At 34.6% G+C, this 13,806-nt stretch carries 12 protein-coding genes and 1 pseudogene; 7 read left to right on the forward strand and 6 right to left on the reverse strand.

Annotation, left to right across the window (positions count from 1 at the left end):
* Positions 1–12: 12 nt before the first annotated feature.
* Complete coding sequence (locus tag AN161_RS27780; RefSeq protein ID WP_075807307.1) at positions 13–150, reverse strand: YqzM family protein; 138 nt, start codon at positions 148–150, stop codon at positions 13–15.
* A 164-nt stretch (positions 151–314) separates the two neighbouring features.
* Between AN161_RS27780 and holA the strand changes: the two genes are divergently transcribed.
* Positions 315–1,325, forward strand: a complete 1,011-nt coding sequence (holA, locus tag AN161_RS20850) for a DNA polymerase III subunit delta (protein WP_053596246.1) — start codon at positions 315–317, stop codon at positions 1,323–1,325.
* Positions 1,326–1,595: 270 nt separating this feature from the next.
* Here the strand turns inward: holA and rpsT are convergent, their stop codons facing one another.
* Positions 1,596–1,844 (reverse strand): 30S ribosomal protein S20, encoded by a 249-nt coding sequence (gene rpsT / locus AN161_RS20855; protein ID WP_053596247.1) that lies wholly within the window; start codon positions 1,842–1,844, stop codon positions 1,596–1,598.
* Positions 1,845–2,006: 162 nt separating this feature from the next.
* Here rpsT and gpr point away from each other — a divergent pair, with 162 nt between their 5' ends.
* The 5 genes and pseudogenes from gpr (at position 2,007) to AN161_RS20880 (ending at position 8,903) form a co-directional block, all read left to right on the forward strand.
* Positions 2,007–3,023 carry a GPR endopeptidase gene (gene gpr, locus AN161_RS20860; RefSeq protein ID WP_053596248.1) on the forward strand — a complete coding sequence of 339 codons (1,017 nt, stop codon included), beginning with the start codon at positions 2,007–2,009 and terminating at the stop codon, positions 3,021–3,023.
* 52 nt (positions 3,024–3,075) lie between these two features.
* Positions 3,076–3,930: a stage II sporulation protein P gene (spoIIP, locus tag AN161_RS20865; RefSeq protein WP_241774615.1), complete on the forward strand. Its 855-nt coding sequence runs from the start codon at positions 3,076–3,078 to the stop codon at positions 3,928–3,930.
* A 538-nt stretch (positions 3,931–4,468) separates the two neighbouring features.
* Positions 4,469–6,362: pseudogene (locus AN161_RS20870) on the forward strand (acyltransferase family protein).
* A 257-nt stretch (positions 6,363–6,619) separates the two neighbouring features.
* Entirely contained in the window at positions 6,620–8,446 is a 1,827-nt protein-coding gene (gene lepA, locus AN161_RS20875; RefSeq protein WP_053596250.1) for a translation elongation factor 4, read from the forward strand.
* A 274-nt stretch (positions 8,447–8,720) separates the two neighbouring features.
* On the forward strand, positions 8,721–8,903 hold the full coding sequence (locus AN161_RS20880) for a PspC domain-containing protein (RefSeq protein WP_053596251.1): 183 nt from the start codon (positions 8,721–8,723) through the stop codon (positions 8,901–8,903).
* A 460-nt stretch (positions 8,904–9,363) separates the two neighbouring features.
* Here the strand turns inward: AN161_RS20880 and AN161_RS20885 are convergent, their stop codons facing one another.
* Entirely contained in the window at positions 9,364–10,203 is an 840-nt protein-coding gene (locus AN161_RS20885) for a polysaccharide deacetylase family protein (RefSeq protein ID WP_053596252.1), read from the reverse strand.
* A 257-nt stretch (positions 10,204–10,460) separates the two neighbouring features.
* Complete coding sequence (locus tag AN161_RS31135; RefSeq protein WP_277815966.1) at positions 10,461–10,580, reverse strand: tyrosine-type recombinase/integrase; 120 nt, start codon at positions 10,578–10,580, stop codon at positions 10,461–10,463.
* A gap of 78 nt (positions 10,581–10,658) precedes the next feature.
* Here AN161_RS31135 and AN161_RS20890 point away from each other — a divergent pair, with 78 nt between their 5' ends.
* On the forward strand, positions 10,659–11,411 hold the full coding sequence (locus AN161_RS20890; protein ID WP_053596253.1) for an alpha/beta hydrolase: 753 nt from the start codon (positions 10,659–10,661) through the stop codon (positions 11,409–11,411).
* A 190-nt stretch (positions 11,412–11,601) separates the two neighbouring features.
* Here the strand turns inward: AN161_RS20890 and AN161_RS20895 are convergent, their stop codons facing one another.
* The gene (locus tag AN161_RS20895; RefSeq protein ID WP_053596254.1) at positions 11,602–12,126 is read right to left on the reverse strand and encodes a SpoIIIAH-like family protein; all 525 of its coding nucleotides are present in this window, start codon (positions 12,124–12,126) and stop codon (positions 11,602–11,604) included.
* A gap of 483 nt (positions 12,127–12,609) precedes the next feature.
* Positions 12,610–13,644 carry a YdcF family protein gene (locus AN161_RS20900; protein ID WP_053596255.1) on the reverse strand — a complete coding sequence of 345 codons (1,035 nt, stop codon included), beginning with the start codon at positions 13,642–13,644 and terminating at the stop codon, positions 12,610–12,612.
* Between the last annotated feature and the right edge of the window lie 162 nt (positions 13,645–13,806).

The following is a 13,806-nucleotide window of genomic DNA, read 5'->3' on the forward strand; positions in this document are numbered from 1 at the left end:
CATTACGATCAATTATCTAGCTACGAATTCTACTATCATTGCGATGATAAACATAAGTGTAAACACACTAAATGGTATAATGAAGCCAACTGCAGAGTCGATTGCGTCATTACGTCTGCATTGTATGTTTTTTCCTTCAAATGGATTCATTGCTATCCCTCCAGTTCTGTTATTTATTATAAGACATCATTTTCATAAAAGCTATATCGAAAAGGAGAATTCGTCGTGTGGCAAAGAATCGACACAATTCGGTCAAAGTCACAAAGGAATTCAAATCATGTATACTAGTAGTATTGCTAGATGGAGGGAAAATTATGATTTCAACGGTTTGGAACAAAATCAAAAAGGGGGAGCTCTCACCAGTTTATATACTCGTTGGTGAGGAAAGCTATTTTATAGATGAAACAGTAAAACGTTTAAAAGAGGCAATAGGGCCTGAAGAAGAGATAGAAATGACAACATTTGATTTAGATGAAATGCCAGTAGATGTCGTTATGGATGAAGCAGATACAATTCCTTTTTTCTCTGAGCGAAAGCTTATCATTGCCAAAAACGCATCCTTTTTAAAGGCAACTGAAAAGGGAAAAGAAAAAATTGACCATGATGTAAAGCGCTTAGAGACATGGCTTGCAAACCCTTCCGATTTTTCAGTAACAGTTTTTATCGCACCTTATGAGAAATTGGATGAACGTAAAAAAGTGACAAAGATGATGAAGGAACATGCGTTATTAGTCCAAACCGAAACACCAAAGGAGCAGGACTTAGCTGTGTGGATTCAAAGTCTAGTCAAAGTAGAAGGTAACAGCATAACGCAACATGCGATTGAGCAGCTTGTCGCAATGGTTGGCCCGAATATGTTACAGTTGCAAATGGAAATTGAGAAGCTAACTCTTTATTTAGGAGATGGCGGAGAAATTACTGCTACGTTAGTCGAGGATTTAGTGGCAAAAACGTTAGAGCAGGATGCCTTTAAAATGTTAAATGCTTACTTTGCGAATGACTCAGTAGGGGCATTGTCTATTTATCACGATTTACTACGTCAAAAGCAAGAGCCCATCATGCTTGTTGGATTGCTTGCATCAAATGTACGTACGATGTCCAATGTATTTTATCTATTAAAAAAGGGCTATCACCCACAGCAAATTGCAAAAAATTTAAAAATACATCCTTATCGTGTCAAGCTGATGGTAGAGCAGCGTAATCGTCCATCAGAGGAAAGCTTATTGAAGGCATTGTATCGGCTAGCAGAGGTCGATTTACAGCTGAAAACAGCAGGGGGCAATCGTGAGCGTTATTTAGAACTCTTTTTACTGCGTCAACTTTAAGACTATAAAAGATCCATTGGTGGAGCTGTCCAAAGCAATATGGGCAGCTCTTTATCGTCATCATTTGGCAAGCACAATTCAAAACCGGAATGCAATATGTAAGAAAGCGAAGTGCTAACGAAGCGACAGCAGCAATGTTTATCTGTGCGAAAGTGAAGCGACAGCAACAATGTTTATCTGTGCGAAAGTGAAGCGACAGCAACAATGTTTATCTATAAAAATAAAAAAGACCAGCTACTCCGAATAGAGTATACTGATCCTTTATAACAATTACGCTTTTTTAGCAAGGCGAGACTTTTTACGAGCCGCCGCGTTTTTGTGGATAAGTCCTTTTGAAGCTGCTTTATCTAAAGATTTGTAAGCTGCTTGTAAAAGGTCTTGTGCGTTTTCAGCATTAGCAGCAACAGCGTTTTCAGCTTTTTTCACTGTAGAACGCATTGCAGATTTAGCTTGAGAGTTAGCAGCGTTAGCTTTTTCGTTAACTTTTACGCGTTTAATCGCAGATTTAATGTTTGGCATATCTTTCACCTCCTAAATTAGGTACGAGATGATAACTTCTCATTGATTTCTTGTGTCAATACAACAAAAATCATTTTAACAAACGCTTGACCAAATTGCAATAGATAAATGCAAAGAATATTTACTTGACAGTTTGAACAAACTATTGTTGAGGTGAACTGTATGCAAAATTTAAATTGGCAACGTACGGATTTAATTGATGAGTCTGAAGAAGTTGTTTTACATCAAACAAAAGAGCAAAAAGATACACTTAAAGAATCGAGTGGTATTCAAATTGAAGATTGGAGTGCTGGTCGGATAAAAATCACTGATGTGCTCGTTAATGCAGAAGGTGAGAAGCAAATTGGTAAGAAGGAAGGGCAGTACATTACACTTTCCGTACCTACGTTGACGCTTGATGATAAAGATGGGTTTGAACAGCTTGAAAAAGAATTACTTGTGAATTTTAAAAAAATGCATGAATCCATGTCATGGGAAGAAGATGACAAAATTTTAATTATTGGTCTAGGAAATCGTACCATTACACCAGATGCTATAGGACCATATCTCATTGATCATTTGCATAGTTTAGATGTAATTGATGAAAAATTCGTCATGTATGCGCCTGGTGTAACAGGACAAACAGGATATGAAACTGGTGAATTTGTAGCGGCATTGGCAGAGCGACTACAGCCGAAATTAATTATTGTCGTAGATGCATTAGCAACAAGAGCTAGTGATCGCTTATGTAAAACAATTCAATTAACGAATACAGGAATACATCCGGGTTCAGGCGTAGGAAATAAGCGTAAGGAAATTTCATATGAGATGCTTGGCATTCCTGTTACCGCAATTGGAATCCCAACGGTAGTTGATGCACCTGTATTAATTGCAGATGCTGTAGAGTTAATGCTACGTTCTATAGCTGCAAGAGTGGCAGAACGGAGTAAACCTTCATCAAAATTGTCATTGTCGTCTTGGCAACCAGATATAAATAAAGAACTTGATATGTCTTTAGTAAAACCGATTTTTGGTGAATGGGCTACATGGTCCAAAGAAGAGCGTCAGCAATTGTTTGCAGAGACTTTTGCAGGCTCACATACACAGCTGATGGTTACGCCAAAGGAAGCTGATTATTGGATAGATAATTATGCAAAACTCGTGTCATCTATGCTTATGAAATGGGCAAATAATCTATAATTTTTTTCGTTCTAAAAGACACCTCCCCTCCATACGATAAGGGGAGGAGGGTGTGACTTTGCTAAAAAAACTACAGTGGTCATTTGGTTTATTATTGTTCTTCTTCGTATTACCTGTCATTGCTGGGCAACTTCCGTTCAACAAGCAAGCATCGACTCCGATTAAAGAACCAGAGGATAAACAAGTCGTGTTTGCCGCTACTAATTTACCCGAACAAAGTGCACTGGAGCAGACAAAAGAGCAAGAGCAAACAAACGAGCAGACAAAAGATCCATTTAAAGTATTGTTAGTATTTACGCATTCACAGGAAGCATATCAACCAATGGTGAAAGTTGTTAGCGGGAAAGCGGCCGTTTATGATGAAAAAACAAATATTTTTAATTTAAAAGATACGATTTCTAAGCATTTTAGTATGAACGGTATACAAACGGACGTTTTAGATGTTGATGTGATGAAGGAATTAAAACTTCAGAAAAAACTTTTTCCAGATGCTTACAACGTCGTTCGTCCTTATTTAACAAAACGTTTAGAAGAGCAATCTTATGATTTAGTCATTGATTTGCATCGTGATTCTGCTAAGAGAAATGCGACAACGATCACACATAACAATGAATCATATGCACGTATTGCAATTGTCGTTGGCGCAGAGCATAAAAATTATAGATGGAATACTGCTTATGCAGAAAGTCTATCTGCTTCTATGAATGAAATTGTTCCAAAGATTTCTAGAGGAGTTATATCTAAAAGTGGTGACAATGTAGATGGACGCTATAATCAGGATTTAACAAAAGAAATGATTTTAATCGAACTAGGTGGAATTGATAATACAGAAGAAGAATTGAATCGTACAATTGCCATAATAGGAAAAGCCATAGCAAAATCCTTCATTACAGAAAAACAAAGTTAAAATGCCAGGTGTGTTGATTAACCATTCTTATACATTCGAATGAATTCGAAGAGCTTTTGTATAGCCTCCTTTTAGCCAATTTTTTGTGAATGCGTTTGAATTAAGAATATTGGGCAAAGAAAATGAACGATTGTTAGAAAAATTAGAAAAAGTAGTTGTTAAGACTTTAATTTATAATTTTTGAGTTGGTTCATGAACATTTGAGTTGTGAAAGTTTTGTATATGCAATAGGCGAAACACGCTTTTCAAGCATCTACCATTTTGGAGATGCTTTTTTGCTGTATAAAATATGAAAACGTTTAATTTAGCCTTCAAAAAGTTGAAACATTATACATATGAAAGCTTTATTTTGTTGTTAAGGTGATAAAAGGAAAAAATTTTCTAAGATATCATTTTATATAAACTTTTATAGATACTCATCCGTCATTTATATAAGTAAATGCATGGATGAATAGTTAGTTAAAGGAGACGATGTTTAGCTTTATCTAAAAAATGTTGAAAAAGTTTATAGATTATTGGAAGAAAAGGAAGGAATATTATGTCAGGCAAGACATTCAATCATCGTTATATCCCCGGGCTAGATGGGATTCGAGCTTTAGCAGTACTAGCTGTTATTGCTTATCATTTTAACTTCAGATGGGCCAGCGGAGGGTTCCTTGGGGTTGATATCTTTTTTGTTTTATCAGGTTACTTAATAACCTCTACTATTTTACCTTTAAAAGGAAATCGGTTAACAGTAGGATTGGGAAAATTTTGGATTGGACGGTTTCGACGCTTACTACCTGCTGCGTACGTAATGATCATTACTTCATTCGCTTGGGCGACCCTGTTTCATAAGGAACTTCTCAGTACATTGCGCGGAGATGCAATATCCTCTATTTTTTATTCAAGTAATTGGTGGTTCATTTTTCATAAACTCTCTTATTTTGATAGTTTTGGATCCCCTTCACCTTTAAAAAATTTATGGTCTTTAGCCATTGAGGAACAATTTTATCTTATTTGGCCGATTCTGTTAATGCTTGGGCTTTATCTTAAGAAGCAGAATAAATTAGCCATTTTTATCTTTATTGGTGCATTATGTTCAGCTGTGTTAATGGGCTTACTGTATGAGCCTGGAGCTGATCCGAGTCGTGTATATTACGGGACAGATACGCGTTCCTTTGAGTTACTAATAGGCTGTTGGCTAGCTCTCGTTTGGCCGATGAAAAGATTATCGTCACAAAAACTATCTACTGACCATATCAATAAACTAAATGCTATAAGCTTGGTTGCTTTTAGTATTTTCATTTTAAGTATTATTTTTGTAGATGAATATCAAACTTTCTTATATAGAGGAGGCATGTTCCTATTCTGTTTGAATGCAGCTATATTAATAGCGTGCGTTTGCCATCCTATTAGCTTCTTAGGGAAAATACTGTCTTTGAAGCCTCTACGTTGGATTGGTTCAAGATCGTATGGAATTTATCTATGGCATTATCCGATTATGGTGTTAGGTACTCCAGTCCATGAAATAGGTAATCCTTCGTACTGGCGAGTTGTTTTACAGCTAGTTCTGATTTTGATAATTGCTGAATTATCTTATCGTTTTATCGAAATGCCTATACGGAAGGAAGGATTCCGCTCCTATTATCGACAGTATCTTGTATTTAATAAAAATAAATGGGGGAGCTTTACGTTGGCTAGAAAAATTTCAACGGTGCTCATTCCTCTATTCCTTTTAGTATTCTTTACTGGAATCACGGGTGTTGTAGGAGAAGAACAAACGGAGTCAAAAGAGTCCCAGCCAACAGAAATTAAAATAAATGGTGGGGAACAATCGCCTAAACATAATGATTCCGTAATGGAAAAAACCTCAGAAAGCGATTCATCGAAAGTGGAGAATGAAGAAGTCGAAACTAGTCTTCAACCGGACATAGAAGAGCCTGAGCAGGGGGGGGAATGACTCAACTGCTAACCCTATAAATGAATCTTATAATGGAATATTAGCCATTGGAGATTCTGTAATGATAGATATTGCTACAAGCTTACATAAGATCTATCCTAACATTACAATTGATGCAAAAATTGGTCGCCAAGTTTCACAGGCTGTCAAACTGGCACCAAATTATGCTAGTTTTAATCAGCCAAATAAAGCAGTTATTATTCAACTTGGCACGAATGGTTTCTTTACGAATGATCAGATTGATGAACTGCTTGAAGCTTTCTCCAATGCCGATATTTATTTAGTGAATACTCGGGTACCACGTTCTTGGGAAGGTAAAGTGAATTATTCTTTACAACAAAAAGCTCAAGAGCACGATAATATTACACTGATTGATTGGCATTCAGCTGCCATCAACCATCCAGAGTTTTTTGCTCCAGACGGCGTACACCTAGAACAAAAAGGTATTGATACGTTGACGAATCTAATTCAACAATCAATAGATAAATAAGTCGGTAATAAAATAGCTAGCGTGCACCATGCTAAAGGTGTAGCTGGCTATTTTTATGTTAAGCGAATAGGAAAAATCACTCGCATTTTCATTAGTTCTAGTTAACAACTCTTTATCGCTTTTCGCATTATTTCGCAGAGGAAACAGCACACTCTTTAGAATAACCATTGATTTAACAGCATTTATGCCGTTCAATTGTTGTGGTTTGTATAAGGTTCATAGTATAATTCATTATAGTTTAATTAGGAGTGGAAAAGATGAACCGAGAAGCACGTTTAAAAAGACAAGAGAATATTCGAAATTTCTCTATTATCGCACATATTGACCACGGGAAATCAACGCTTGCTGACCGTATATTAGAGCAAACGAAATCACTAACCTCTCGTGAAATGAAAGCACAGCTACTCGACTCAATGGATTTAGAGCGTGAGCGAGGCATAACGATTAAATTAAATGCAGTACAATTAAAGTATGAAGCTAAAGATGGCGAAGTGTATACATTCCATTTAATCGACACACCAGGACATGTCGATTTCACATATGAAGTATCACGTAGTTTAGCTGCTTGTGAAGGTGCAATTTTAGTTGTCGATGCAGCACAAGGCATTGAAGCACAAACACTAGCAAACGTTTACTTAGCGCTTGATAACGACCTAGAAATTTTACCTGTTATCAATAAAATCGATTTACCAGCAGCAGATCCAGAACGCGTACGTCAAGAAGTTGAAGATGTAATCGGGTTAGATGCTTCTGAAGCGGTTTTAGCTTCTGCTAAAGCCGGTATCGGGATTGAAGATATTTTAGAACAAATTGTAGAGAAAGTGCCTGCACCAACTGGTGACCCAGAAGCACCGTTACAAGCCCTTATTTTTGACTCTGTTTATGATGCTTACAAAGGTGTTATTATTTCCATTCGAATCATGAATGGTACAGTAAAACCTGGCGATAAAATTCGTATGATGGCTACTGGAGCAGAATTTGAAGTTATTGAAGTTGGTATACACACACCGAAAGCAGTACCACAGGATGAATTAACAGTCGGTGACGTAGGTTATTTAACAGCATCCATTAAAAATGTCGGTGATACTCGTGTAGGGGATACTGTAACATTTGCAAATCGCCCAGCAACTGAGCCATTAGCAGGTTATCGTCGTTTAAATCCAATGGTTTACTGCGGATTATATCCAATCGATACAGCGAAATATAATGACTTACGTGAAGCGTTAGAAAAGTTAGAACTAAATGACTCTGCACTTCAATATGAGCCAGAGACATCACAAGCGCTAGGATTTGGTTTCCGCTGTGGTTTCTTAGGGCTTTTACACATGGAAATCATTCAAGAGCGTATTGAGCGTGAATTTAACATTGATTTAATTACAACCGCACCTTCCGTTATTTACAATGTTCATATGACAGATGATACATCAATAAAGGTTGATAACCCTTCATTAATGCCAGACCCTCAAAAAATCGATCGAGTGGAAGAACCATATGTAAAAGCTACGATTATGGTACCGAACGATTATGTTGGAGCGGTTATGGAGCTTTGTCAAATGAAACGCGGTAATTTCATGACGATGGATTATATCGATACAACACGTGTCAGCATTATTTATGAAATGCCGTTATCAGAAATCGTTTATGATTTCTTTGATTATTTAAAATCAAATACGAAGGGCTATGCTTCATTCGACTATGAACTCATTGGCTATCAAACTTCAAAATTAGTGAAGATGGATATTTTACTAAATGGTGAACAAGTCGATGCACTAAGCTTTATCGTACACCGTGACTTTGCATACGAACGTGGTAAAGTTATTGTAGAAAAATTAAAAGAATTAATCCCACGCCAACAGTTTGAAGTCCCAATTCAAGCAGCAGTTGGACAAAAAATTGTCGCTCGTTCAACAATTAAAGCGATGCGTAAAAACGTTTTAGCAAAATGTTACGGTGGGGATATTTCCCGTAAACGAAAACTTCTTGATAAACAAAAAGAAGGTAAAAAACGTATGAAACAAGTAGGTTCAGTCGAAGTACCGCAAGAAGCGTTCATGGCTGTTCTGAAGATGGATGATTCGAAGTAATTCAGTAATATCAATGGTTTAAGGGGAATTAAGAGGGAATGCAACAGCATGGAAATTAGGCATTCTCCACCAATTCCCCACCATTTTAAAAATCCTAAGCAATACTATCAAATATATGCTGCGCCTCTCTAAAGACCACTCAGTTCAAGACGAGTGGTTTTTTGTATTTGATTAAAGTAAATGGAAAAAGATATCCAAAATAATTTTATATGTGTATTATTAAGCTAACGAGTATTTTAATGTAATAAGAAAAATATGAGGGAGGTATTATATTATGCAAAAATTAAAGAAATCTTCAAAGGATAAGATGTTACTAGGCATTTGTGGTGGGGTTGCAGAATTTTTCGGCATATCTTCTATAATCATTAGATTAATATTTATCTTTACAAGTCCAACATCTATTATTGTGTATTTAATTTTAGCAGCGACTTTAGAAAAAGATAATAAATTATATTAAATCATCCATTCTTAGTCTAATGAGAATTTCGGTAAAATAATCCATATAAAGACTACTCCGTGATGGGTGGTCTAAATTTTTTTCCTCTATCAAATCCCCACCATATGTAGAAAATAAAGCTCGATAAAATCAAAATGTCCCTGAATGAAATTAAATAAAAAAAATAACCGACAAACCCTTATATATCAAAGGTTTAACGGCTATACATAAATACAAATAGATACACCTGAATATAGCATTTCTATAGGAAGCATTCATGGCTGTTCTGAAGATGGACGATAAGAAGTAACGTTGATATAACAACGTTTATGCCACTGTTTTTAAATTGTGCCAGCAATTTATAAATCTTTTGCAATGGAATCAAAAATATCAGCAACATCTCTGTTCAAGCCCAGGCTCAAAATTAATTGAGTATCTGGGCTTTAGGGAGAGAATGAAAATGGCTATCAAAAATTGGTTTTTAATCATCACTGATTAGTTTATTTATTAATTCTGTGCCAGTGTCATTACCGTTTACAGTTATTCGGCTTAAAGCATACTGATTATCGCCCAAAGTAGCGTTCTTATTTTTAATGACAAACCCCAACTTAAACCCAGCAGCTTTTGCTAATTTTAATGTAGCTTCGGATTTACTGCCAAAGGGGTAACTTATAGCAATAGGTTCGTATCCTAACTTTTCTTTGATTATTTTTCTGGAACGAATAAAGTCGTTTTTAACCCTTTCTTCAAACTCTTCTTGTTTCTCTAGTTTTCCATTAATGTAACTAGGACCATATAAAGCACTATATTGTTTATCATTACCTGAGGTTAATTTATAATGCGAATCCCAACTATGGCTTTGGATAGTAATATAATCTTTCATCTCTCTTAATTGATTCCAATTCATCTTTGGAATTTCATTGGAATGGGTGTTTTTTTCATTTTTTTCTAGGATACGGCTAGTGATTACAAAGATTTCAGCATGCATATTGTATTTTTTTAAAATTGGATATGCCATTTCATAATTGCTTAAATACCCATCATCAAAGGTTATTAGTACTGGTTTTTTGGGTAACTTTATATTACCGTTTAAGTAATCATATAATTGTTGGATGGTAATAGTATTGTAGCCGTTCGCTTTAAGTGATTTAATTTGACTTTCGAAATTTTCTGGCGAAATGACTACATTGTTATTCACATTTTTTTCTAGATGGTGGTACATTAGTATTGGGATTTTCTCATGGTTATATGCATTGATGGAGTAAGGTTTCCAACACGATACAAAGTAAATAATAACTAAAATAATTATTTTCTTTTTCATATACACACCCTTTTTTTGTCGTTTGGCTCCTATATTAATAAGAGCATTTACTCTATTTTAGACAAATAAAATCTTTTTATTCTTTGGTTTCAGGATGTTCATTACCAATTATTGTGTAGTAAATGTATAAGTAAAAACATAGGTAAATGAATAAAAAATATTAATTAAACTAATGAAAAACTAAAAAACCACTCCGTGATGGGTGATATTAATGCTAATTTTTCTGCCACCTTCATGCCACCAGGACATAGAGGTCTTTATTGATACCTGCTGTGTCCTATTCTTATTTGGACAGCTTTAATTGATTGACCACTTTCGATTAACATAGGCGCATGAGTATGTCGTAAAGAGTGATAATTGAAATGATGGTCTTCCACAATCTATAAATAATAGATGGGGTAATTTAGATAATTGGCAACTTTGGTAAAGTATCTTTATACTAAGAATTAGTATTTGTGAAGAAAGGTTTTGGTTTTGTGATAAAGATACTTCCTGCTAAAGAAATTTACCTAAAAGGTAATAATCATGCTGTATTACTTTTACATTCGTTTACAAGCCATACTAGAGATATGAAGAAGGTTGCAATTGATATACATAAAAAAGGTTACACATGCTATGCACCACTTTACCGAGGTCATGGATGTGCTCCGGAACAGTTACTACAATATAACGTAAATGACTGGTGGCAAGATGTAGTTAACTCATATCAATTTTTAATTAGCGAGGGATTCCAAAAAATTTCTGTCATAGGTTTGTCTATAGGTGGCATTTTTACATTGAAACTTGCAGAGTTGGAAAGAATAGAGCGAGCGATTGTATTATCAGTACCGATTGATAGGGAGCCAGAACGACTCAAAAGAAGAATAATAAATTATGCATACAATTACAAAAAAGTAGAGGGGAAGTCAACATTTCAAATTTCTCAAGAAATTGATATATTTAATCAAATGTCTTTAGATTCATTAATTGTATTTCAACAATTCATTAAGTCTACCATTCAAAATCTTGACAAAATATCAGTTCCAATTGCAATTCTCTATGGTGAACAAGATGATGAATTGTACTCACATAGCGCTAATGTTGTATATAATAATGTCAATTCATATGTAAAAAAGATTAAAGGTTATAAAGAATCTAAGCATTTAATGACATTAGGGAAAGATCAAGAAGAAATAGTAAAAGATATTTTGTTTTTTTTTAATTTGTAGCATTTAAATGGGGGAATTTCAGACCGGGAAAAACAAATAAAAGAGGTTTTATGTGCAGAGATAGCAAGAATTTCTTTTTGTGACATATATGGATGTTATTTCCACGTTGGAGGTTTATCGGTATTATTACTATTGAATAATCCTCATTGACGCTGTTTTTTGTAAAATGAAAACCCTTTTTCTCTATTTTTCAATAATTATTTGCGCCGAATTTAACTTGCACATTTGCATCCTCGCATTCTTTTTTTACCAGATAGATAATTTCATTTGCTTGATATTTTGATAGTTCCTTTGCCATCACTGTTACAGAAACTTCTTCTCCTTCTATTCGTACTAAAGCATCAGGAAAGCCTAGTGCCTTAATTTGCATCTCAAGCATCGTTTCTGTAGATTCTTCTTTATTAAGAGTATCCATTTCAATTGATGCCTTATTTTTTTCCTCAACAAAATACTGATCTGATGTAATTTGTTGCGTTAACTTTTGACGAAGTTGGTTTCTCTCGTTACTTACTTGTAGGCGCGTTTCTTCAAATAAAGGGCTTGGAGAAGAAACTTCCTTTGTCACACTCTGTATTGTTGCTTTTTGATCTGTATCTACAGACAAGGTAATATCCTCTTTTGATTGTTTTGTAGAATCCATCAAATAAAACACTGAAACAACCGCTACTAGAGTTAATAATGCAAGAAACCAAGACGATTTTTTTTGTAGGTGCATTCACTGTCCCTCCATCAATAAATTTGGTGAAATCCCACTAAGCTTCTTTTCAATGTCTGTTTCATGAGAAATTTATAAATGAATAAAAAGAAAATATATGAACACAAGTAGCAGTATCGTTTATTTTTAAATTATATGTAATAAAATTATTTTAATGGCAAGAAGTAAGTAATTAATGATTTAACTGGTTATTTTGGACTTATCCAAAAACTACTCATTTTGATTCTAGCCTTTATTTTTATTTATAAATATGCCAGCAGTTATACGAAAACAACTTATTTTGTATGTCCGATTTGTAGAAACTGCTTTAAATTATCAAAAATAAGTTTTGCATTCGCATTTAAAACAGGTGTCATAAACGAACGTATTATTGCATGTCCAGTTTGTGGCTACAGGGGAAAAATACCTACTGTCAACGACTAATAAAAGGGTACTAGAATATTACGATTCAGTAGCCTTTTGTTGATTAATTTTTATAGTTAACTAAAAGAATAATAGGGAAAATAAAGAAAGGAATAGAGAAATTCCGAGAACTGTCCCAACAACTTTCATATGTCTTTTTCGCCCCATTACAACAATTGCAACATATTCACGAACCATTGCATTGGGCCAATAATAAAATGCTGTTTTAGAGCCGATACCTTGGCTATTTAGACCAGCTTGTCTAGCGTATAGACCAGCACGGAAAAGATGGAAATTATTTGTTGTAAAGATGCTGTTGTATTTACCATCTGGTTTTAACGTATCCATAACTCGTTTCGAAAATAACATATTTTGATAGGTGTTTACAGAACGATTTTCTTGCACAGTATGCTCAAGAGGAATTCCTTTTTCAACAGCGTATTTTTGCATTGCTTCCGCTTCGGGCAGATTTTCATCGGGACCTTGTCCTCCAGAGAAAATAATTGTTGGTGGTGTGGTCACTGCTACTTGTTTATGATAAAAATCGATGGCTTTCTTAATTCTACTTGCAAGAAGTGGTGGTACTTGATCGTTAATTAAACCACTGCCTAGCACGATGATAAAATCTTGGTTATACTTCGGTTTATTAAACTGATAAAGAAAATAGGCAGTTAAAAAGTTTGATAAATGAATCAAGAAATAAAAAATAATCAACGATATGCCACCGAACAAAGGTTGGAATATAGTAGAGAACAAACTGGATGGACTAATAATAGGCATGACAATAAATAATAGAATAATGATAGCTACGATTAAAGTTAAGGAGTTTGCTAAGCGTCTTCCTTCTCGTTTTATTAAGATTCTTGCATTTAGAAATAAGCCGAGCATTAAAGCTACAATTCCAAAAGGTATTATGAAGAAAAGAGAAAAAAGTGGGATGTTAGCTATAAGTTTCAAAACGCTATTTTCAGATGCTAAAGAAGCAATCGTACAAAATAAAAGAAATGAACAAAAAAAGGCATTAAATAAAAAACCATTTATTATCTTCCTTGGATCTTTCAAGTAAGAATACAGAAAAATAAAAAATAGGATAAGCGGAATAATTCCAAAATACATAAAAATCTTACACCTCGACTATATATTATTGATTGTTCTATTTTATACAAAGTATCTACTAAAGAAAATACTAAATATTAAGCTGTGTTTTTTTGGCGAATAGTAGAATCAAGTTGAACACTTTAGAAAAATAAAAACATCGTACGCGAAATCGTGTATTAT

Origin of the sequence: Lysinibacillus sp. FJAT-14222 (assembly GCF_001278875.1) — a bacterium.
Classification (GTDB): domain Bacteria; phylum Bacillota; class Bacilli; order Bacillales_A; family Planococcaceae; genus Lysinibacillus; species Lysinibacillus agricola.

Coding starts and splice junctions, on each gene's coding strand:
- AN161_RS20895 (WP_053596254.1), bottom strand. CDS start 12,126: ATGCACCTACAAAAAAAATCGTCTTGGTTTCTTGCATTATTAACTCTA.
- AN161_RS20880 (WP_053596251.1), top strand. CDS start 8,721: ATGCAAAAATTAAAGAAATCTTCAAAGGATAAGATGTTACTAGGCATT.
- rpsT (WP_053596247.1), bottom strand. CDS start 1,844: ATGCCAAACATTAAATCTGCGATTAAACGCGTAAAAGTTAACGAAAAA.
- gpr (WP_053596248.1), top strand. CDS start 2,007: ATGCAAAATTTAAATTGGCAACGTACGGATTTAATTGATGAGTCTGAA.
- AN161_RS20885 (WP_053596252.1), bottom strand. CDS start 10,203: ATGAAAAAGAAAATAATTATTTTAGTTATTATTTACTTTGTATCGTGT.
- holA (WP_053596246.1), top strand. CDS start 315: ATGATTTCAACGGTTTGGAACAAAATCAAAAAGGGGGAGCTCTCACCA.
- lepA (WP_053596250.1), top strand. CDS start 6,620: ATGAACCGAGAAGCACGTTTAAAAAGACAAGAGAATATTCGAAATTTC.
- AN161_RS20900 (WP_053596255.1), bottom strand. CDS start 13,644: ATGTATTTTGGAATTATTCCGCTTATCCTATTTTTTATTTTTCTGTAT.
- AN161_RS27780 (WP_075807307.1), bottom strand. CDS start 150: ATGAATCCATTTGAAGGAAAAAACATACAATGCAGACGTAATGACGCA.